Annotated in this window: 12 protein-coding genes; 5 read left to right on the plus strand and 7 right to left on the minus strand. The window is 65.6% G+C overall.

Annotated features, from left to right (window positions below; genetic code table 11):
* The first annotated feature begins 16 nt into the window (after positions 1 to 16).
* Positions 17 to 3,892: a pilus assembly protein gene (locus tag AC3WQR_RS21525; RefSeq protein ID WP_492743504.1), complete on the plus strand. Its 3,876-nt coding sequence runs from the start codon at positions 17 to 19 to the stop codon at positions 3,890 to 3,892.
* 107 nt (positions 3,893 to 3,999) lie between these two features.
* Positions 4,000 to 5,706 carry a PglL family O-oligosaccharyltransferase gene (locus AC3WQR_RS21530; protein ID WP_492743506.1) on the plus strand — a complete coding sequence of 569 codons (1,707 nt, stop codon included), beginning with the start codon at positions 4,000 to 4,002 and terminating at the stop codon, positions 5,704 to 5,706.
* A 10-nt stretch (positions 5,707 to 5,716) separates the two neighbouring features.
* On the opposite strand, the gene moaC is transcribed toward AC3WQR_RS21530, so the two are convergent.
* Complete coding sequence (gene moaC, locus AC3WQR_RS21535; protein ID WP_062475294.1) at positions 5,717 to 6,205, minus strand: cyclic pyranopterin monophosphate synthase MoaC; 489 nt, start codon at positions 6,203 to 6,205, stop codon at positions 5,717 to 5,719.
* A gap of 54 nt (positions 6,206 to 6,259) precedes the next feature.
* Between moaC and AC3WQR_RS21540 the strand changes: the two genes are divergently transcribed.
* Positions 6,260 to 7,831 (plus strand): M48 family metalloprotease, encoded by a 1,572-nt coding sequence (locus AC3WQR_RS21540; protein ID WP_492743508.1) that lies wholly within the window; start codon positions 6,260 to 6,262, stop codon positions 7,829 to 7,831.
* A 21-nt stretch (positions 7,832 to 7,852) separates the two neighbouring features.
* On the opposite strand, the gene AC3WQR_RS21545 is transcribed toward AC3WQR_RS21540, so the two are convergent.
* The 3 genes from AC3WQR_RS21545 to AC3WQR_RS21555 all read right to left on the minus strand — a co-directional run bounded on the left by AC3WQR_RS21545 (position 7,853) and on the right by AC3WQR_RS21555 (position 9,598).
* Complete coding sequence (locus tag AC3WQR_RS21545) at positions 7,853 to 8,209, minus strand: phage holin family protein (protein ID WP_095747298.1); 357 nt, start codon at positions 8,207 to 8,209, stop codon at positions 7,853 to 7,855.
* A 103-nt stretch (positions 8,210 to 8,312) separates the two neighbouring features.
* A complete protein-coding gene (locus AC3WQR_RS21550) occupies positions 8,313 to 8,777 on the minus strand; it encodes a hypothetical protein (protein WP_070063278.1) in 465 nt (154 codons plus the stop codon).
* Positions 8,778 to 8,863: 86 nt separating this feature from the next.
* Complete coding sequence (locus AC3WQR_RS21555; RefSeq protein ID WP_062475282.1) at positions 8,864 to 9,598, minus strand: TerC family protein; 735 nt, start codon at positions 9,596 to 9,598, stop codon at positions 8,864 to 8,866.
* Positions 9,599 to 10,105: 507 nt separating this feature from the next.
* On the opposite strand from AC3WQR_RS21555, the gene AC3WQR_RS21560 reads away from it, so the two are divergent.
* Entirely contained in the window at positions 10,106 to 10,570 is a 465-nt protein-coding gene (locus tag AC3WQR_RS21560; protein ID WP_139705076.1) for a DUF3717 domain-containing protein, read from the plus strand.
* Positions 10,571 to 10,572: 2 nt separating this feature from the next.
* A complete protein-coding gene (locus tag AC3WQR_RS21565) occupies positions 10,573 to 10,878 on the plus strand; it encodes a putative signal transducing protein (protein ID WP_095747296.1) in 306 nt (101 codons plus the stop codon).
* A gap of 13 nt (positions 10,879 to 10,891) precedes the next feature.
* On the opposite strand, the gene AC3WQR_RS21570 is transcribed toward AC3WQR_RS21565, so the two are convergent.
* From AC3WQR_RS21570 to AC3WQR_RS21580, 3 genes are read right to left on the minus strand one after another with little or no spacing between them, the layout of a single operon-like run.
* Positions 10,892 to 11,452, minus strand: coding sequence for a YaeQ family protein (locus AC3WQR_RS21570; protein WP_159279170.1), 561 nt, complete (start codon positions 11,450 to 11,452; stop codon positions 10,892 to 10,894).
* A 34-nt stretch (positions 11,453 to 11,486) separates the two neighbouring features.
* Positions 11,487 to 13,637 carry a TonB-dependent receptor family protein gene (locus tag AC3WQR_RS21575; protein WP_492743510.1) on the minus strand — a complete coding sequence of 717 codons (2,151 nt, stop codon included), beginning with the start codon at positions 13,635 to 13,637 and terminating at the stop codon, positions 11,487 to 11,489.
* Between the two features lie 55 nt (positions 13,638 to 13,692).
* Positions 13,693 to 14,817, minus strand: a complete 1,125-nt coding sequence (locus AC3WQR_RS21580) for a PepSY-associated TM helix domain-containing protein (RefSeq protein WP_492743512.1) — start codon at positions 14,815 to 14,817, stop codon at positions 13,693 to 13,695.
* Positions 14,818 to 14,945: the final 128 nt, after the last annotated feature.

Consider the following 14,945-nt stretch of genomic DNA (forward strand, 5'->3'; position numbering starts at 1 on the left):
CCCGGGGAAATAAGCGATGAACACTGCATTCCAGACCCTTGCACCGACCACGCAGACAACCTGCGCGTGGCGAGCTTTTCGACGGATCGCGCACCGTTTGATCGCTGCGCTCGTTGTTGCAGCTTTTCCTGTGGTCGGCGCGTTTGCTGCCGGCTCGCCCAGCCAAGCGCCATTGTTCAGTGCAGTGCCGGGCGCCAAGCCCAACCTGATGTTCGTACTGGACAATTCAGGATCGATGGCGTACGAATACCAGGAAGGGTATTCGATGCCTGAAAGATGCAAAGGCAGTTCGTGTGATTACGCGTGGTATCGCATGCGATCGAGCAGCGTCAACACGCAGTACTACAACCCTTCGATTACTTATTCGCCTCGAGTCAATTCAAACGGTGTCGCAGAAGTCAATCCGCTTGTTTTCATAGACAACCAATCATCCAGAAAATTTACGTATTCGGCGCCGGGCATCGATTACACGATCAATGACGATAATTACGTCCCGTCCTATGTCACGTACACGACGGCGGGCAGCATAGACAGTGATGCGAAATTTTCCTATGTTCGATGCACGAACACCAGCTGCTCCTCCAATACCACGACAGATATCACTCCGACATCAGGCAGCGTGACGTTGCCCACCGGGCACAAGCGCACAGATTGCGGAGCAAATGCGACCGAGTGCACCAAAGCAAAAGAACTTCAAAACATTCTCAATTGGTATCGCTGGTATCGCACTCGCACCCTCGCGGTCAGTACGGCCGTGGGTCAGGCGATGCAAAACTATGACAACAAGTTTCGTGTGGGATATGTTCAATACAACTACACCAACACGGCAACCGAAAAAAGCGGAACGGCAACCAGCATCGTACGAGGTGTTCGGTATTTCATCGACGACAAAGATGATGCCAATAAGAAGTGGAAAACACAGTTCTACAACTGGATCTATGGAATCATTCCGGCTCAAGGAACGCCAAGCCATAATACGCTGTCCCTCGCAGCCAGCTATTACAATGGTGACGTCAAATCGACTTACGGAAATCCCTGGAAAAATGATCCAACAAGCACGGGTGAAACCAGCGCAGCCAACGATCTGAGCTGCCGGCGCGCTTATTCAATCGTGTTGTCCGATGGCGCGTGGAATTCTGCAACCACAAAAAACGCCGATATCAAATATGCCAGCACGCAGGGCACGAATTACAGCGGAAATCCGTCTGGCAACCCCGCCGCGCTTCAATTCAACCCGAGCGGAGCCACGGGGTCCAGCAATACCAATACCAATCTGGCAACCAGGCTCGCAGCCCGCAATCTCTACATCCCTTACAGCGATGGAGAGGCCAGCAGCTACGGTTTCGCCGACCTGACGGCCCGTTACTTCTGGCGCACGGACTTCTCCGACACACTGCCTAATAACGTCCCTCCCATTGAAGGCCAGCACAACCCCACTTTCTGGCAGAACATGACAACCTTCACGATTGGCTGGGGGTTGACGCCGTCGGGGGAGTCTGGAACGGCCAACGGTTTGACCTGGGCACAAATCAATGCATACAACAACGATTGGCTTGCCGGTAATTCAACAACGCGTCCCAAGTGGGCATCTGGCGATTTGAACTCGACCTCTGGCAGTGCGGCCGATGCCCGGCGCGTCGATGACTTCATCCGCGCCGGCTTCACTGGTGGTGGTCGCGCGTACAGCGTCTATTCGGGCGAAGATGTTCGCCAAGCTCTCGACAATGCGCTCAGCAGCATGGTGGGTTCGGGCAACGATGCCGGTGTGGCCGTGTCAGGCAACAGCAGCGAATTCCAGACACTGGAAAACCAATACAAGTACACGACGGAATATCAAACGGCCGACAACAGCGGCGACATCAAGGCTTTCCAGCTGAATGCCAGCGGCGGCTATCTTTCCGTGGATTCGTCCGGCAAGGCAGTTCCCGCATGGTCCGCCAATGCCAAGATGCCGGCCCTGACGAGCCGGAAGATTTTTTCCCTGTCGGACTACGACGCCAATGCGCCCAGCAAACTCGCCACCAAGCGTGTGGAGTTGAACTACAACACGACGCTGAATAATTTGCCGCTCGACTTCAAGGCGCTGTTGAATGCGGACAACCTGCAAAAAACCGACAGCAGCTTCATCCGCTACCTGTTGGGTGAGGACCCGCAGAAGGACATCAACAACACCGTCTATCGCTCACGCAAGCAGCCGATCGGCGCCTCGGTCAATTCGCCGCCGGTGTTCGTGGGTGGACGTATCGACATGGGCTACAACATCTATGGCTCGGTCGATGGCAAGGACACCTATGCCGCCTATAAGGGCAACAAGACATCGCTGCCTCCGACCATCTTTGCGGCCACCAACAACGGCAAGGTCCATGTGCTGAACGCCGCCAAGAACGACACCACGCTGTCGGGCATTCCGGCCGGTACGGAACTGGCCGAATTCATGCCCAAGGGGGCCATGGCCTCACAGATCGATCTGGCCAACTCGAATTTCCGCTTCCGCTACACGCTTGACGGGCCATTGGTGGAGCACGACGTGTACGACACGAACAACCTGACCCCTGCGGGCGGAGCCGCCGCATGGCGCCAACTGGTGTTCGGCACGGGTGGGCGCGCGGGCAGTTTCATGTATGGCTTGGAGTCACCCATGAACTCGGGGAACCGGACCCCGACCAAGGATCACTTTCTCTGGGAATTGAACAACAAGACCGAGGGATACGACAACCTGACCAATGTGACCAACAACCCCACCGCAGGTCAGCTGGACGACGGCACTTGGGTTGTGTTGACGGGCAGCGGCCACTACCCGGCGACGGGCAAGCAGGTCGGCCTGTATGTGGTGGAGGCGATCACCGGAAAACTCAAGAAATTCATCCCGCTGCCAGCCGCGTTTGGCAACGCCGTCACCGGCGGCAACCGCGGCCTGGGCGGTGTAGTCGCCGTGCGGGACACCACCCGCAAGATCGTTGCCGCCTATGCCGGTGACGCCAACGGCAATCTGTGGCGTTTCGACCTGCGTAGTTCGAAGTTCGTGGTGTCCTATGACCGGCCGCTGTTCACCACGCCGGGTGGCAAGACGCAGCCCATCTACGCGGCGCCGACATGGCAGGTCCACCCCGGCGACGCGAGCGCCTGCACGTACAGCACCACGTCGCAGTGCGGCGCCATCGTGGTGGTGGGCACCGGCATCCTGTTGGACGAGGACGACCTGACGACGCCTGCAACAAAGCAGGCCATCTACGGCATCTGGGACCAGACGCCGATCGGGGGCAACGACAAGACGGGCTTCAACAAGGTCGTGCTCGCGGATCTGGTGGCGCAAACCATCGACACGGGGTCGGCGAAACTGGGAACCGGCATCGAGAATGGCAAGAATTTCTACCAAGTCAGCGCCAACCCCGTGGACTGGAAAACCAAAAAGGGGTGGTTGCTGAATCTGGGGGTGATCAACTACACCGGGGCCATGGCCAATGGTGAACGCGTTGTGGGCGACCTGGCCAACCTGGGCAGCAGCGTGATGATCACGTCATTCCTGCCGGAAGACCGGAACCTGGGCCTCGAGTCCTGCACGGCCACCGGCAGCCTGCCCAACATCATCTATGTGCTCGACGCGCTGACGGGCAAGAACAAGTATTCCTTCGACGTCGATTCCAATGGCAGCTTCGATTTCTATTCGATCGTCTCCATTCCTGCTGGTGGCTTCACGCGTGGCAACGTGAGTTCGCGCAACATGATCGGCCAGCCGAACGAAGGCCGGCCGGACCTGAGGCCCGATGTCGATTGCACCAACGAGACTGGCTATCTGACCGGGGTGGGCGGCACGCAGAAGGCCGGTGACGGCTGCTCGGCGCCCAAGGTCTGGCGCCGCGCCTGGAGGCCGGTGGTTTCGCCACCGTTCTGAGATCCTGACGGTACGGCAAGCTGTCGCCGGCAGGGTTGTCGGGCGTTGCTCTCTGGCCCGACCGGGCCGCCGTTCGGAAATTCGGGCCAAGGGCACAATGTCAACGGATGACCGTTGACATTGCCTGCGCCCCCGCACCTGTGGCCGACCGCGCAAGTCTCGTGGTGCTTGCGGGGCTGGTGGCATTCCCTTTCTTGAGCCCGCTGGTCGCGGGACCCTCAGTCAATACTTGGCAGTCGTTCGTCACAGGGGCATGCCTTGCAGGACTGCTGGTGCTGATGCCAACAGGCCCTCTGCAACGAAAGATGTGGATCTGGTTGGCCGCAAGTGCGTTCTTCGTCGTGCTGTCAGACGTGGGCCGAGTCACCGCGATCCTGTGGCCCACATTGGGCGTGTTCGTGGGAATAGGCGCTGCAGCCTCCATTGGCGCGGGGGCGGTCAGCGGTCAAGGGTCGCATGCCCGTTCAGTGGCGATGGGCCTGCTCGTCTCAGGCTTGCTGACCGCGGTCCTTGGCCTGCTCCAGTACTACGGCTGGACGGAGTTTCTTGGCCACCTGACCACCTCTCCCTCCGAAGGACGTGCCTGGGGGAATCTTCGCCAGCGCAACCAGTTCGCGACGCTGATCAACCTTGCCTTGGTCGCGGCGTTATGGCTGTATGCGTCGCGGCGATCTCGACGCACTGGATGGGCGTTGAGTGTCGCAGCCGTTCTGCTGGTCGCAGCCGTGGCGGCGTCAGTATCCCGCACGGGCTTGCTGCAATTGCTGTTGATCGCCAGCATCGCCGCCGTCATGGCATGGCGGGAGCGCCGCGGATCGCAAGGAGGCGCGCAGAGCGAGCGTTTCGGTCTTCCTGCGCCGTGGGTCCTGTTCGGCGCGATTCCCTTGTATGTCGCATTTCATTGGCTGTTGCCGTATCTGGCCAGTGCCGGCACTGCGGTTTCCGGCACCGGCATGCTCCACCGCCTGCAACCCGCCGTCGTCACCACCGACAGCCGCATCGTCCTCTGGCAGAACGTCCTGACCCTGATCGCCCAGCGCCCCCTCACCGGCTGGGGCTGGGGCGAGCTCAGCTTCGCGCATTTCGCCACGCTGTACGGCGGCCCGCGTTTCCCCGTGATCCTCGACAACGCCCACAACCTGCCGCTGCACCTCGCGGTCGAGCTGGGCATTCCGGCGGCGCTGCTCATCTGCGGCGGCTTTCTGTGGATGGTGGGGGCGGCAAAGCCTTGGCGCGAGCGCGATCCTTTGCGGCTGATGGCGTGGGGCCTGCTCGGCGTCATCCTCGTGCACAGCCTGCTCGAGTACCCGCTCTGGTACGGCCCGTTCCAGTTAGTGTTCGGCCTGTGCCTCGGCATCCTGTGGCCGGCATCGCCCAAGCGCCCGGAAGCGAACGGCAGAAAACTCGCTGCATTCGCAGCCGCCGCGGCCTGGGTCGTCGTCATCGGCTACGCCGCCTGGGACTACACCCGCATCAGCCAGATCTACCTGCCGCGCGACGCCCGCATGCCGGCCTACCGCGACGACACGCTCGCCAAGCTCCAGGGCTCATGGCTGTTCTCACGCCAGGTGGACTTCGCCGAGGTGACGCTGACAGCCGTCACGCCGGCGAATGCCGCAAACATGCTCGAACTGGCCGGGCGCGTGCTGCACTTTTCGCCCGAGCCGCGTGTCATCGTGAAGCTGATCGAAAGCGCCGAGCTGCTGGGGCGCGATGCAGAAGCGCACGCGCTGGCCGAGCGCTTCCGTGTAGCGTTTCCAGCCGCGTTCGCCCGCTGGCTGGACAACCGCCCGGACGACGCGCCCGAACTGTAGCCGCTGGATTTCAGCCCGCCGTCGCGACGTAGCTGCCCGACTTCCCGCCGTGCTTCTCCAGCACATGCACGTCGGTGATCCGCATCCCGCGGTCCACGGCCTTGCACATGTCGTAGATGGTGAGCAGCGCGACCTGCACGGCGGTCAGGGCTTCCATTTCCACGCCGGTCGGGCCGACGGTCTCGACGGTCGCGGTGCAGGCCACCTGCGGCGCCTGGCCGCCCTCGGCGAGCGCGAAGGCCACGGCCACGCGGGTCAGCGCCAGCGGGTGGCACAGCGGGATCAGGTCGCTGGTCTTCTTGGCCGCCTGGATGCCGGCGATGCGCGCGATGCCCAGCACGTCGCCCTTCTTGGCGGTGCCCGATTCGATCAGCGCCAGCGTCGCGGGCTGCATCTCGATGCGGCCGGTGGCCACAGCCACGCGGTGGGTGGCGGGCTTGGCCGCCACGTCGACCATGTGGGCCTGGCCCTGGGCGTCAAAATGGGTGAGGGTGCTCATCGGTGAACGTTCGTTTTGAAGATGCATCATACGAGCCCGAGCCACAGACGAGGAATGCCGCGCTTGACTCCCTCTTCCCACAAGAAAACGCGCCCGACGCCCCTCCGGCATGCGGTGTGCGCTACCTTTTTGATAGCTTCCCAGGTGCTGTTGCCGGCCCCCGCGCTGGCGCAGGTGCAGCAGATCCTGCCGGGCCTCGGTGACGGCGGCGAGATGACGGCCAGCGCCGAGCGCCGGCTGGGCGACCAGATCGTGCGCGAGCTGTACCGCGACACCGACTACATCGACGACCCGGTGATCGCCGCCTACGTGCAGGACATCTGGCAGCGGCTGCTGGCCGCTGCGCGCTCGCGCGGCGAGCTCACGCCCGAGCTCGACGAGCGTTTCGCTTGGACCATCCTGCTGGGGCGCGACCGAAACATCAACGCCTTCGCGCTGCCGGGCGGCTACCTCGGGCTGAACCTGGGGCTGCTGGCCGCGGTCGGCAGCCGCGACGAGTTGGCGACGGTGCTCGGGCACGAGCTGTCGCACGTCACGCAGCGCCACATCTCGCGCATCATGAGCAAGCAGGGCAAGCAGATGCCCCTGATGATCGCCGGCCTGATCTTGGGGATGATCGCGGCCAGCAAGAGCCGCAATTCCGACGCCGGCCAGGCGGTGATCATGGGCAGCCAGGCGCTGTTCATGCAGAACCAGCTGAGCTTCTCGCGCGACATGGAGCGCGAGGCCGACCGCATCGGCTTCGGCGTGATGACGCAGGCGGGCTTTGCGCCGCAGGGCGCCGCGGCGATGTTCGAGAAGCTGCAGTACGCCTCGCGCCTGAACGACAACGGCTCATACCCCTACCTGCGCAGCCACCCGCTGACGACCGAGCGCATCTCGGACATGCAGGGCCGGTTCCAGTTCCGTGCCGAAGCGGCACCGCCGACGGTGCCGCTGGTGATGGACCACGCGATGGTCGCCTCGCGCGCCCGCGTGCTGACGCGCCCGGGTGTCGACGTGCTGCGGCTGTGGGTCAATGCGGCGTCGAGCGGCGAGTTCGCGGGCAGTTCACCGGCCCAGCAGGCGGGCACGCTCTACGCGGCGGCGATGGCGGCCAAGGAGCTGCGCGATTTCAAGGCGGCGCGCGCATTGGCCGAGCGGCTCGTGGCCCGCACGGCCGACGATGCGGCCGCAAGCAAGCAGGCGCGCTGGCTGCAGGCCGAGATCGAACTCGCGGCCGGTGGCGCCTCTCGCGCGGCGGCACTGCTCGACGCCAAGTCGAAGGAGCGGCCTGAGATGATCCTCGCGGCCGAAGCGGCGATCGCCCAGCGCCAGCCTGCGCCGATGGTGCCCGTGCTGCGCGACTGGGTGGCCGTTCATCCGCGGGACGCCACGGCCTGGCGCACGCTGGCCAATCTGTACGGCGCGCAGAACGACACGCTGCGCGCGATCCGCGCCGATGCCGAGGCCAACGTGGCGATCCTCGACTACCCGGCGGCGCGCGACCGCTTCAAGGCGGCGCAGGAGCTGGTCCGCAAGTCGGGCGCGCCCATCGACCACTACGAGGCATCGATCATCGACACGCGCGCGCGCGCCGTCGACGTGCTGGTCAAGCAGCAGGCCGAGGAGCCGCCGCTGAAGTAGTGAAGCGACGAGGGGCGGCGCTCAGCGCCGGGAGGACAGCAGCCCGCCCAGCGCGCTCTCGATGAGCAGCCCGAGCAGCGAGTAGATCAGCGAGCCCAGCAGCGCGGCGAGGAAGCCGTTCACATGGAAGCCGCCGAGCAGGCCCGAGGCGGCCCAGAACAGCAGGGCGTTGATCACGAACAGGAACAGCCCGAGCGTGACGATGGTGACCGGCAACGTGAGGATCACCAGCACCGGCCGCACGACCATGTTGAGCAGGCCGATCACGGCCGCCGCGAGCAGCGCCGAACCGAAGCTCTGGACCTGGACGCCGCTGTAGAGGTAGGCGACCGCGAGCAGCGCGACGGCGCTGAGCAGCCATTTGAGGAGGATGCGCATGCGCCGCAGGATACCCCACGGGCCCGCACAAAAGAACAAGCCCCGCTGCGTTGCCGCAGCGGGGCTTGTGTCGGTTCGGGAGGGCGTGCGGCCCTGATCAGGCTTATTCGGCCAGCTCGTTGGCCAGCACCAGCAGCGCGCCCATGCCCATCACGGCGCCGGGAAAGGCCCAGCCCGATTGCTTGGCCGGGGTCTGGTCGGGCGTGACCGGTTCCAGGTCGACGCCGATCTTCGGGCGGCGCGCATCGACCACGTGGGTGGCCGCGTGCTCGCGCTTGAGTTGCTGCGTCAGGTCGGTCAGCGGGCCCTTGGCCAGGACCGCCGTCACCTGGCCGCCGTTGCGTTCGAGCAGCGGCAGCATCTGCGCCTGCACCTTGCTGAACCACTTGGCGCGCCAGTTCTCGCGCGCGCTGTGGCTCACCCACTTGCTGATCCGGTGTGTCATGCGCGGCGCGCAGGCCACGAGCACCCAATGGCGCGCCACGACGTTGTCGGCATCCGGCGCCAGTTCGGCGAACTGCTCGCTGGCATAGACGGCGTCGTCGACGTAAAGAATGATCTTTTCCATGAGTGCTCTCCTTTGATAGTTAGAGTGACAGAGACCGGATTGATGCAAGAAGTTTCAGTGCGGGGCGTTTATCGTTCAACGAACGCTCAGTGGGCCGGGGTGGCGGGGGCCGGCTTGCGCGAGGCCACCCACTTGCCGATCGCCAGCACCAGCAGTGCACCGATGATGCCGGCGGCGTACTTGATGGTGTCGGTCTGCGGCACCTTCGGCACCCAGGTCCAGTTGGCGGGGTTCGCCAGGGCGGGGTCGGACACGGCCATCGTGCCGGCGATCCAGCCCAGCAGCATGCCGCCCAGCGTGATGATCATCGGGAAGCGGTCCATCAGCTTGATGACCAGCTGGCTGCCCCAGACGATGATCGGGATGCTCACGAGCAGACCGAAGATCACCAGCGGCATCTGGTGGCCGTCGCCCGCGCCTTGTGCGGCACCGGCGATGGCGATCACGTTGTCCACGCTCATGACCAGGTCGGCCACGATCACGGTCTTCACGGCGCCCCAGAGGCGGTCGCTGCCGGCGATGTTGCCGTGCGCGTCGTCATGGTCGGGGGCCAGCAGTTTCACGCCGATCCACAGCAGCAGGATTGCGCCCACCAGCTTCAGGAACGGAATCGCGAGCAGCGTGAGCGCGAAGAAGATCAGGATCACGCGCAGCACGATGGCGCCGGCGGTACCCCACAGGATGCCCTGGGTGCGTTGCGCGGGCGGCAGCTTGCGGCAGGCCAGCGCGATGACGACGGCGTTGTCGCCGCCCAAAAGAATGTCGATCATGATGATCTGACCGACCGCGACCCAGAATTCCGGGGCCATGAACTGTTCCATAGATTCCTCTTTGTCTTGGCGCCACGCCCGCAGCTCCCTGATGGGGACCACGACGGGCAGCGGCATGCCGATGCGTTTCGATTCACCCTGCGTGGGTGCGGTCGAAAGCGGGGGAGCGAAGGCCGGGTGACACCGGGGACTTGCGAACGCTTCGACCAAACCTGCGCAGGTTCAAATCGAAGGTCTCGCTCGACAACAGCAAGCGCGCCGACCTGCGTCCGCGCGTGTGTCGCCCGACAGGCCGGAAGTGTTGTGCTTCGTATTGACGACCTGACGATTCACGCTGCCCGGGGACAGCGATCGGGAGCTACTCCCCTTCGTGGGCGGGATTAGATCATTGAAGACCGCGCCGAGGCAACCAAAAGTTTTCTTTACATTTAAGGGCAAATGTCCGGAGGGGCGCATGCAGCGGGCATTGGATGCTCCATTTTTGGGAGCGCATATGGCCCTAGGAAGGGGCGGGACATTGCGGGACTATGATCGCCGCTCGCTGTTTTTTCACTCTCCATGGCCGCCATCCACATCACCGACATCGAGGCCGCCATCAACCACTGGCGCGAGAAGTCTCCCTCGCCCGACGGCATCACGCTGGCGCCCGAGTTGCGCGCGCTGGCCGAGGTCTACGCGCTCATGGTCTTCCACCACGAAGACGAGGTCGACGAGGTCGGCTTTCCCGCCAAGGCCTGGGCCGCGTGGCTCGACTGGTACCACAGCACGCCCGACACGCCCTGCATCGCGATCTGCTCGACCAGCCAGGGCGACGACGAATGCAAGGGCTGCGGACGCACCTTCGACGAGGTGCAATATTGGCCGGCCATGACGCCGGTCGAGAAGCGCGTCACCTGGCGCCGCATCACCATGGAAGACTCGGCCTGGCGCTTCAACCGCTATGCCGAGCGCGCACGCGAAGCCGAGCCGACCGCTGCAGAGACCGAGTTCGACCCGGACGACGAGAAAAACTGGGCCCCCTGACCATGCGCCGCCTCGCGCAAGCCCCCAACCTCGCGATCGCGACCGTGTGGGCGCACGCCTTGTGCGAGGAGGGCGTGGCCGCCACCGTGCAGCGCGAATTCCTCGGCGCGGTCATGGGCCAACTGCCGCCCGACCAGTGCCTGCCCGAGATCTGGATCGACGACGAATCGCAGTACGAGCTCGCGAAGCGCCTGTTGCACGAACTGCAGAACCGCCCGCAACGCAGCTGGCTGTGCGTGTGCGGCGAGCAGGTCGAAGGCGGTTTCGAGCAGTGCTGGCAGTGCGGCGAGATGATGCCGGCGGCCTAGCCGCGCGGACCCTTCACTTCCACTTGAGCAGTTCGACGTCGATGCTGTTGACGCCGTCGCCCAGCGTCAGCGTGCTTTCCTGGATCGTCGCCTGCAGCTGCATGCTGCGCTGCGCCAGCCTGGCGAGCGCCTGCGAGGCCTCGGTGGGCACGCGGTAGACCTTCAGGTTCTGCGGCCGCGTGAGCTTGCTCTCGATGCCGCGCCACCAGATCTCGGCCGCGTGGTTGAAGCAGTAGACGATCACCTCGTCGGCCTTGCCGCAGGCCTTGATGATGGGCTTGTCTTCCGGCTGGCCGACCTCGATCCAGATCTTGGTCTGGCCCGTGAAGTCGCGCAGCCACACGTCGGGCTCCTCGACGTTCGACAGGCCCGCGCCGAAGGCCAGCGTGCCGTCGCCGTTGCAGATGTCCTGCAGCTGGTGCGCGTTGAGCGCGAGCGCGACCAGCCGGATCATCATCCGCTCGTCGGTCTCGCTGGGGTGGCGCGCCAGGGTCAGCGCATGGTCGGCGTAGTAGCCGTGGTCGATGTCGGCCACCGCGAGGGTGGCCTTGAAGATGGTGGATTTGAGAGCCATGGGTGCGCGAGTGTATGCGCGCGCCCCTTCGGCCTCAGAACGCCAGCGACGCTTGCAGGTACAGCGTGCGCGGCTGGCCCACGTACTTGCCGCCGTTGTTGTCGACCGAACGGTTGTAGTAGCGGCGGTCGAACAGGTTCTTCACGCCCACGGCCAGCTTCAGGTGGCTCAGCGAGGGGCCGAAGTCGTAGGCGGCGCGCAGGTTCACCGTGCCGTAGCCCGGGATGTCGCCCAGCCGCCCGCTCGGGTCTTCCACGGTGATGTACCTGGCGCCGTCGTCCGGCGAGCCCGGCGAACGCTGCTTGGATTGCGCGTAGAGGTCGGCGTTGAGCGTCCACGGCCCGCGCTCGTAGCGCGCGCCGAGCGTTGCGACGTGGCGCGAGTAGAAGGGCAGGTCGCGCCCCGCGAACACGCCCGCCTTCGAGGTGGCCTGCGTGTACGTGTAGGTGCCCGACACCGACAGCCCCTTGAGCGCGTCGCTCAGGCTGCCCAGGTCGTAGCGCAGCGCCGACTCCAGTCCGCGGTGGCGCGTGGCGCCCAGGTCGGTCCACTGGCCGACGTCGCCGGTGATGGAGCGCGCCAGCTGCAGCTCCTTGTCGAAGTTGATGTTGAACAACGTCAGCTCGCCGCTCCACGATTCGCCCTTGTACTTGGTGCCGATCTCGTAGGTCTTGGCCTTCTCGGGGTGCAGGCTGGTGGTCGATTGCGCGAGCTGGGCGTACTGCTGCGGCCCGAACGACACGCCGGCATTGGCGAACAGCGTCCAGCGCTCGCTCATGCGGTAGAGCACCGACAGCGTGGGCAGTACCTCGTTGGAATCGATCTTCGGGTAGATCGCGTTGGTGATGCGGTTGTTGGTCACCGTGAACACGTCGTTGTGCGAGCGGAAGGACTCGTAGCGCACGCCGGGCGTGACCGTCCAGTTGCCGAAGTCGATGCGGTCGTCGATGTAGAACGCGTGCGCGGTCGTGCCGCCCTTGCTCGTCTGGTACGCGGGCTGCGCGAGCGCGTAGGCGTCGAAGCCCGGCGCCGGCCGGTAGTAGCTGCTGCGCGTGGCCACCTCGGAAGCCTCTTCCTTCAGGTAGCGCGCGCCGATGCTGATTTCCTGCACCACGCTGCCCGAGTCGATCAGGCGCGAGTAGCGGGGTTCGAAGGCGTAGGTCTTGTAGTTGCGCGGCGCGGTGGTCAGGCGGCGGCGGTTGGCGTTGGCGCCCGTGCCTTCCTGCTCGAGGTAGCTGCTGCGGTACGAGTCCGTGTAGTAGGTCAGCATCTCGAACTTGTTCACGCCGTCGTTGTGCGTGTACTTGAGCGAGCCGTCGGTGCGGCGGCCCGTGAACTCGTCGTAGGGGCGGTCCGACTGGAACGGGTTGGCCGCGAACTGCGCCGTCGTCAGGCCGCCGGGCATGCGCCCCTTGCCTTCGAAGTGGTGCAGCGAGATCGCGATGTCGTCGGTCTTCGAGAGGCGGTAGGCACCCTTGAGCATCAGGTCGTCGATGCGGGTCTTGTCGTTGCTCTGGCGAAAGCCGTCCCCGTGCGTACCCGAATAAAGCAGTGCCAGCCCCAGGCCGTTCTCGTTGGTGCCGCCGATGAACAGGTTGGGCGTGCTCTTGGTGCCGCCGCCGTGGCCGGCGCTCTCCACGCCCACGCCGACTTCGCCCGCGAACTGCTTGGGGATCGAGCGCGTCACGAAGTTGATGATGCCGCCCACGTTCTGGGGGCCGTAGCGCACCGAGCCCGCGCCGCGCACCACGTCGACCGCCTCGAGGCTGCCCAGCGACACCGGTGCCAGCGACAGCTGCGGCTGGCCGTAGGGCGCGTAGGCCAGCGGCACGCCGTCCAGCAACACGGTCGAGCGCGGCGACAGCCGCGAGGTCAGGCCGCGCACGCCCACGTTGAGCGAGATGTCGCTGCCGCCGGTGCCGTTGCTCTCCTGCACCTGCACGCCGGGCACCTGGCGCAGCACGTCGCGCACGCTGGCCGAGCCGCTTTCCTGGATCTGCTGGCGCTCCACGATGCTGCGCGCGCCGGCGTGCTCGAGCACCTTGGTCTCGGTGGGCGTGCCGAGCCAGTCGCCGGTGACGGTGATGGCCTCGAGCGACTTCGACGGCTCGGCGTCGGCCGCGAAGCTGTGCAGGCTCAGGGGCAGCAGGGCCAGGGCGATGGCGGTTTTTCTGTGCGGGAACAAGGGAGTCCTCCTCGGTGTATTTGTGATGGATGAAGGGATGGGATGTGTGCGTCGTTCAGGGCGCCGTGCCGCGGGACAGCGCCTGGCTGCGCGCAGCCGCAGCCACGGCGCGCCGGCGCCACCAGAGCCACACGCCGCTCAGGCCGAGGCCGGCCAGCGCCAGGCCCAGCAGCGCGGTGACCGCCTGGTGCATCACGCCGCCGAGCACGCCGGTGTGCAGCGGGTAGATCACGGCCACCGCGCCGTTGCCGGTGTCCATGCCCTGCCAGCGGCGCACGCCGAGCAGCTCGCCCGTGACCGGATGCACCCACACCGAGCTGATGCCGTTCGGGTGCGGGTCGTCGGCGAGCCGGAAGCGCACGCGCAGCGGCCGGTCCGCGCGGCCGGGCACCTGCACGTAGCCGATGGGCTGACCGGGGAACACGGCTTGCGCGCGGGCGACGAGGTCGTCGAGCGGCAGGCGAGGGCCGGCGGCGGTGCCCTTGGTCACGACGGGTGCCTTGACAGGTGTCTGTCCGAGCGCGGTCGAGATGAAGCCGCCCAGCGGTCGCCAGGCCATGTAGGCGCCGGTGAAGACCGACACCGCGATCAGCAGTCCGAGCACGGCGCCGCCCGTGCGGTGCAGGTCGAACAGCCCGCGCAGCAGGCCGCGGTCCAGCACGATGCCCAGCGAGGGCGGCCAGCGCGCCGGCCACCACAGCACCACGCCGGTGACCAGCAGGAACAGGTAGGCCAGCGCGGCGATGGCGAGGATGCCCTTGCCCGTGTCTTCCAGCAGCAGGCTGCTGTGCAGCTCGAACAGCAGGTTGTAGGCGCCTTCGTGCGTGCCGCGGCGGCCCTGTTCGGCGCCGGTGGCGGGGTCGAGGTAGAGCGTGCCGTCCCACGGGCCGCGCACCAGCACCCAGAGCGTGTCGCCGGGCTGGCGTGGCGGGCGCAGCGTGAAGTTGGTGTCGGGGCCGAACTCGGCGAGCAGGCGCTGGCGCAGCGGCTCCAGCGGCGCCGGGGCCGCACTGCTGTTGCTGTGCGCGACGAAGAGCTCAGGATGCGCTGCGCGGTCGAGCGGCAGCGCCACCACCAGCAGGGCGCCCAGGAGCGCCGTGAGGGCGAGCAGCGGCCCGAGCGTGAGGCCGATCCATCGGTGGAGCGTGAGCCAGAGGCGTCTCAGTGGGGCGCGCAGCATGAACAACGGGGACGTCGGGGCGTCCCGTCAGGGTTGTCGGCTGGCGTGCCCTGCACAGGGCACGTTGGCTGGTGGGTATCGAATGGCGAACGAGGCGCACCGGCCGTGGGCGGCACGGGCCGGCGGAT

This window comes from Variovorax sp. FW305-3-2-15-B-LB1 (assembly GCF_058787635.1).

What these genes read in the sequence shown, in the direction of transcription:
- AC3WQR_RS21555 (WP_062475282.1), bottom strand. Translation starts at nt 9,598, where the DNA reads ATGGAACAGTTCATGGCCCCGGAATTCTGGGTCGCGGTCGGTCAGATC.
- AC3WQR_RS21550 (WP_070063278.1), bottom strand. Translation starts at nt 8,777, where the DNA reads ATGGAAAAGATCATTCTTTACGTCGACGACGCCGTCTATGCCAGCGAG.
- AC3WQR_RS21545 (WP_095747298.1), bottom strand. Translation starts at nt 8,209, where the DNA reads ATGCGCATCCTCCTCAAATGGCTGCTCAGCGCCGTCGCGCTGCTCGCG.
- AC3WQR_RS21525 (WP_492743504.1), top strand. Translation starts at nt 17, where the DNA reads ATGAACACTGCATTCCAGACCCTTGCACCGACCACGCAGACAACCTGC.
- AC3WQR_RS21540 (WP_492743508.1), top strand. Translation starts at nt 6,260, where the DNA reads ATGCCGCGCTTGACTCCCTCTTCCCACAAGAAAACGCGCCCGACGCCC.
- AC3WQR_RS21580 (WP_492743512.1), bottom strand. Translation starts at nt 14,817, where the DNA reads ATGCTGCGCGCCCCACTGAGACGCCTCTGGCTCACGCTCCACCGATGG.
- AC3WQR_RS21565 (WP_095747296.1), top strand. Translation starts at nt 10,573, where the DNA reads ATGCGCCGCCTCGCGCAAGCCCCCAACCTCGCGATCGCGACCGTGTGG.
- AC3WQR_RS21570 (WP_159279170.1), bottom strand. Translation starts at nt 11,452, where the DNA reads ATGGCTCTCAAATCCACCATCTTCAAGGCCACCCTCGCGGTGGCCGAC.
- AC3WQR_RS21560 (WP_139705076.1), top strand. Translation starts at nt 10,106, where the DNA reads ATGGCCGCCATCCACATCACCGACATCGAGGCCGCCATCAACCACTGG.
- moaC (WP_062475294.1), bottom strand. Translation starts at nt 6,205, where the DNA reads ATGAGCACCCTCACCCATTTTGACGCCCAGGGCCAGGCCCACATGGTC.
- AC3WQR_RS21530 (WP_492743506.1), top strand. Translation starts at nt 4,000, where the DNA reads ATGACCGTTGACATTGCCTGCGCCCCCGCACCTGTGGCCGACCGCGCA.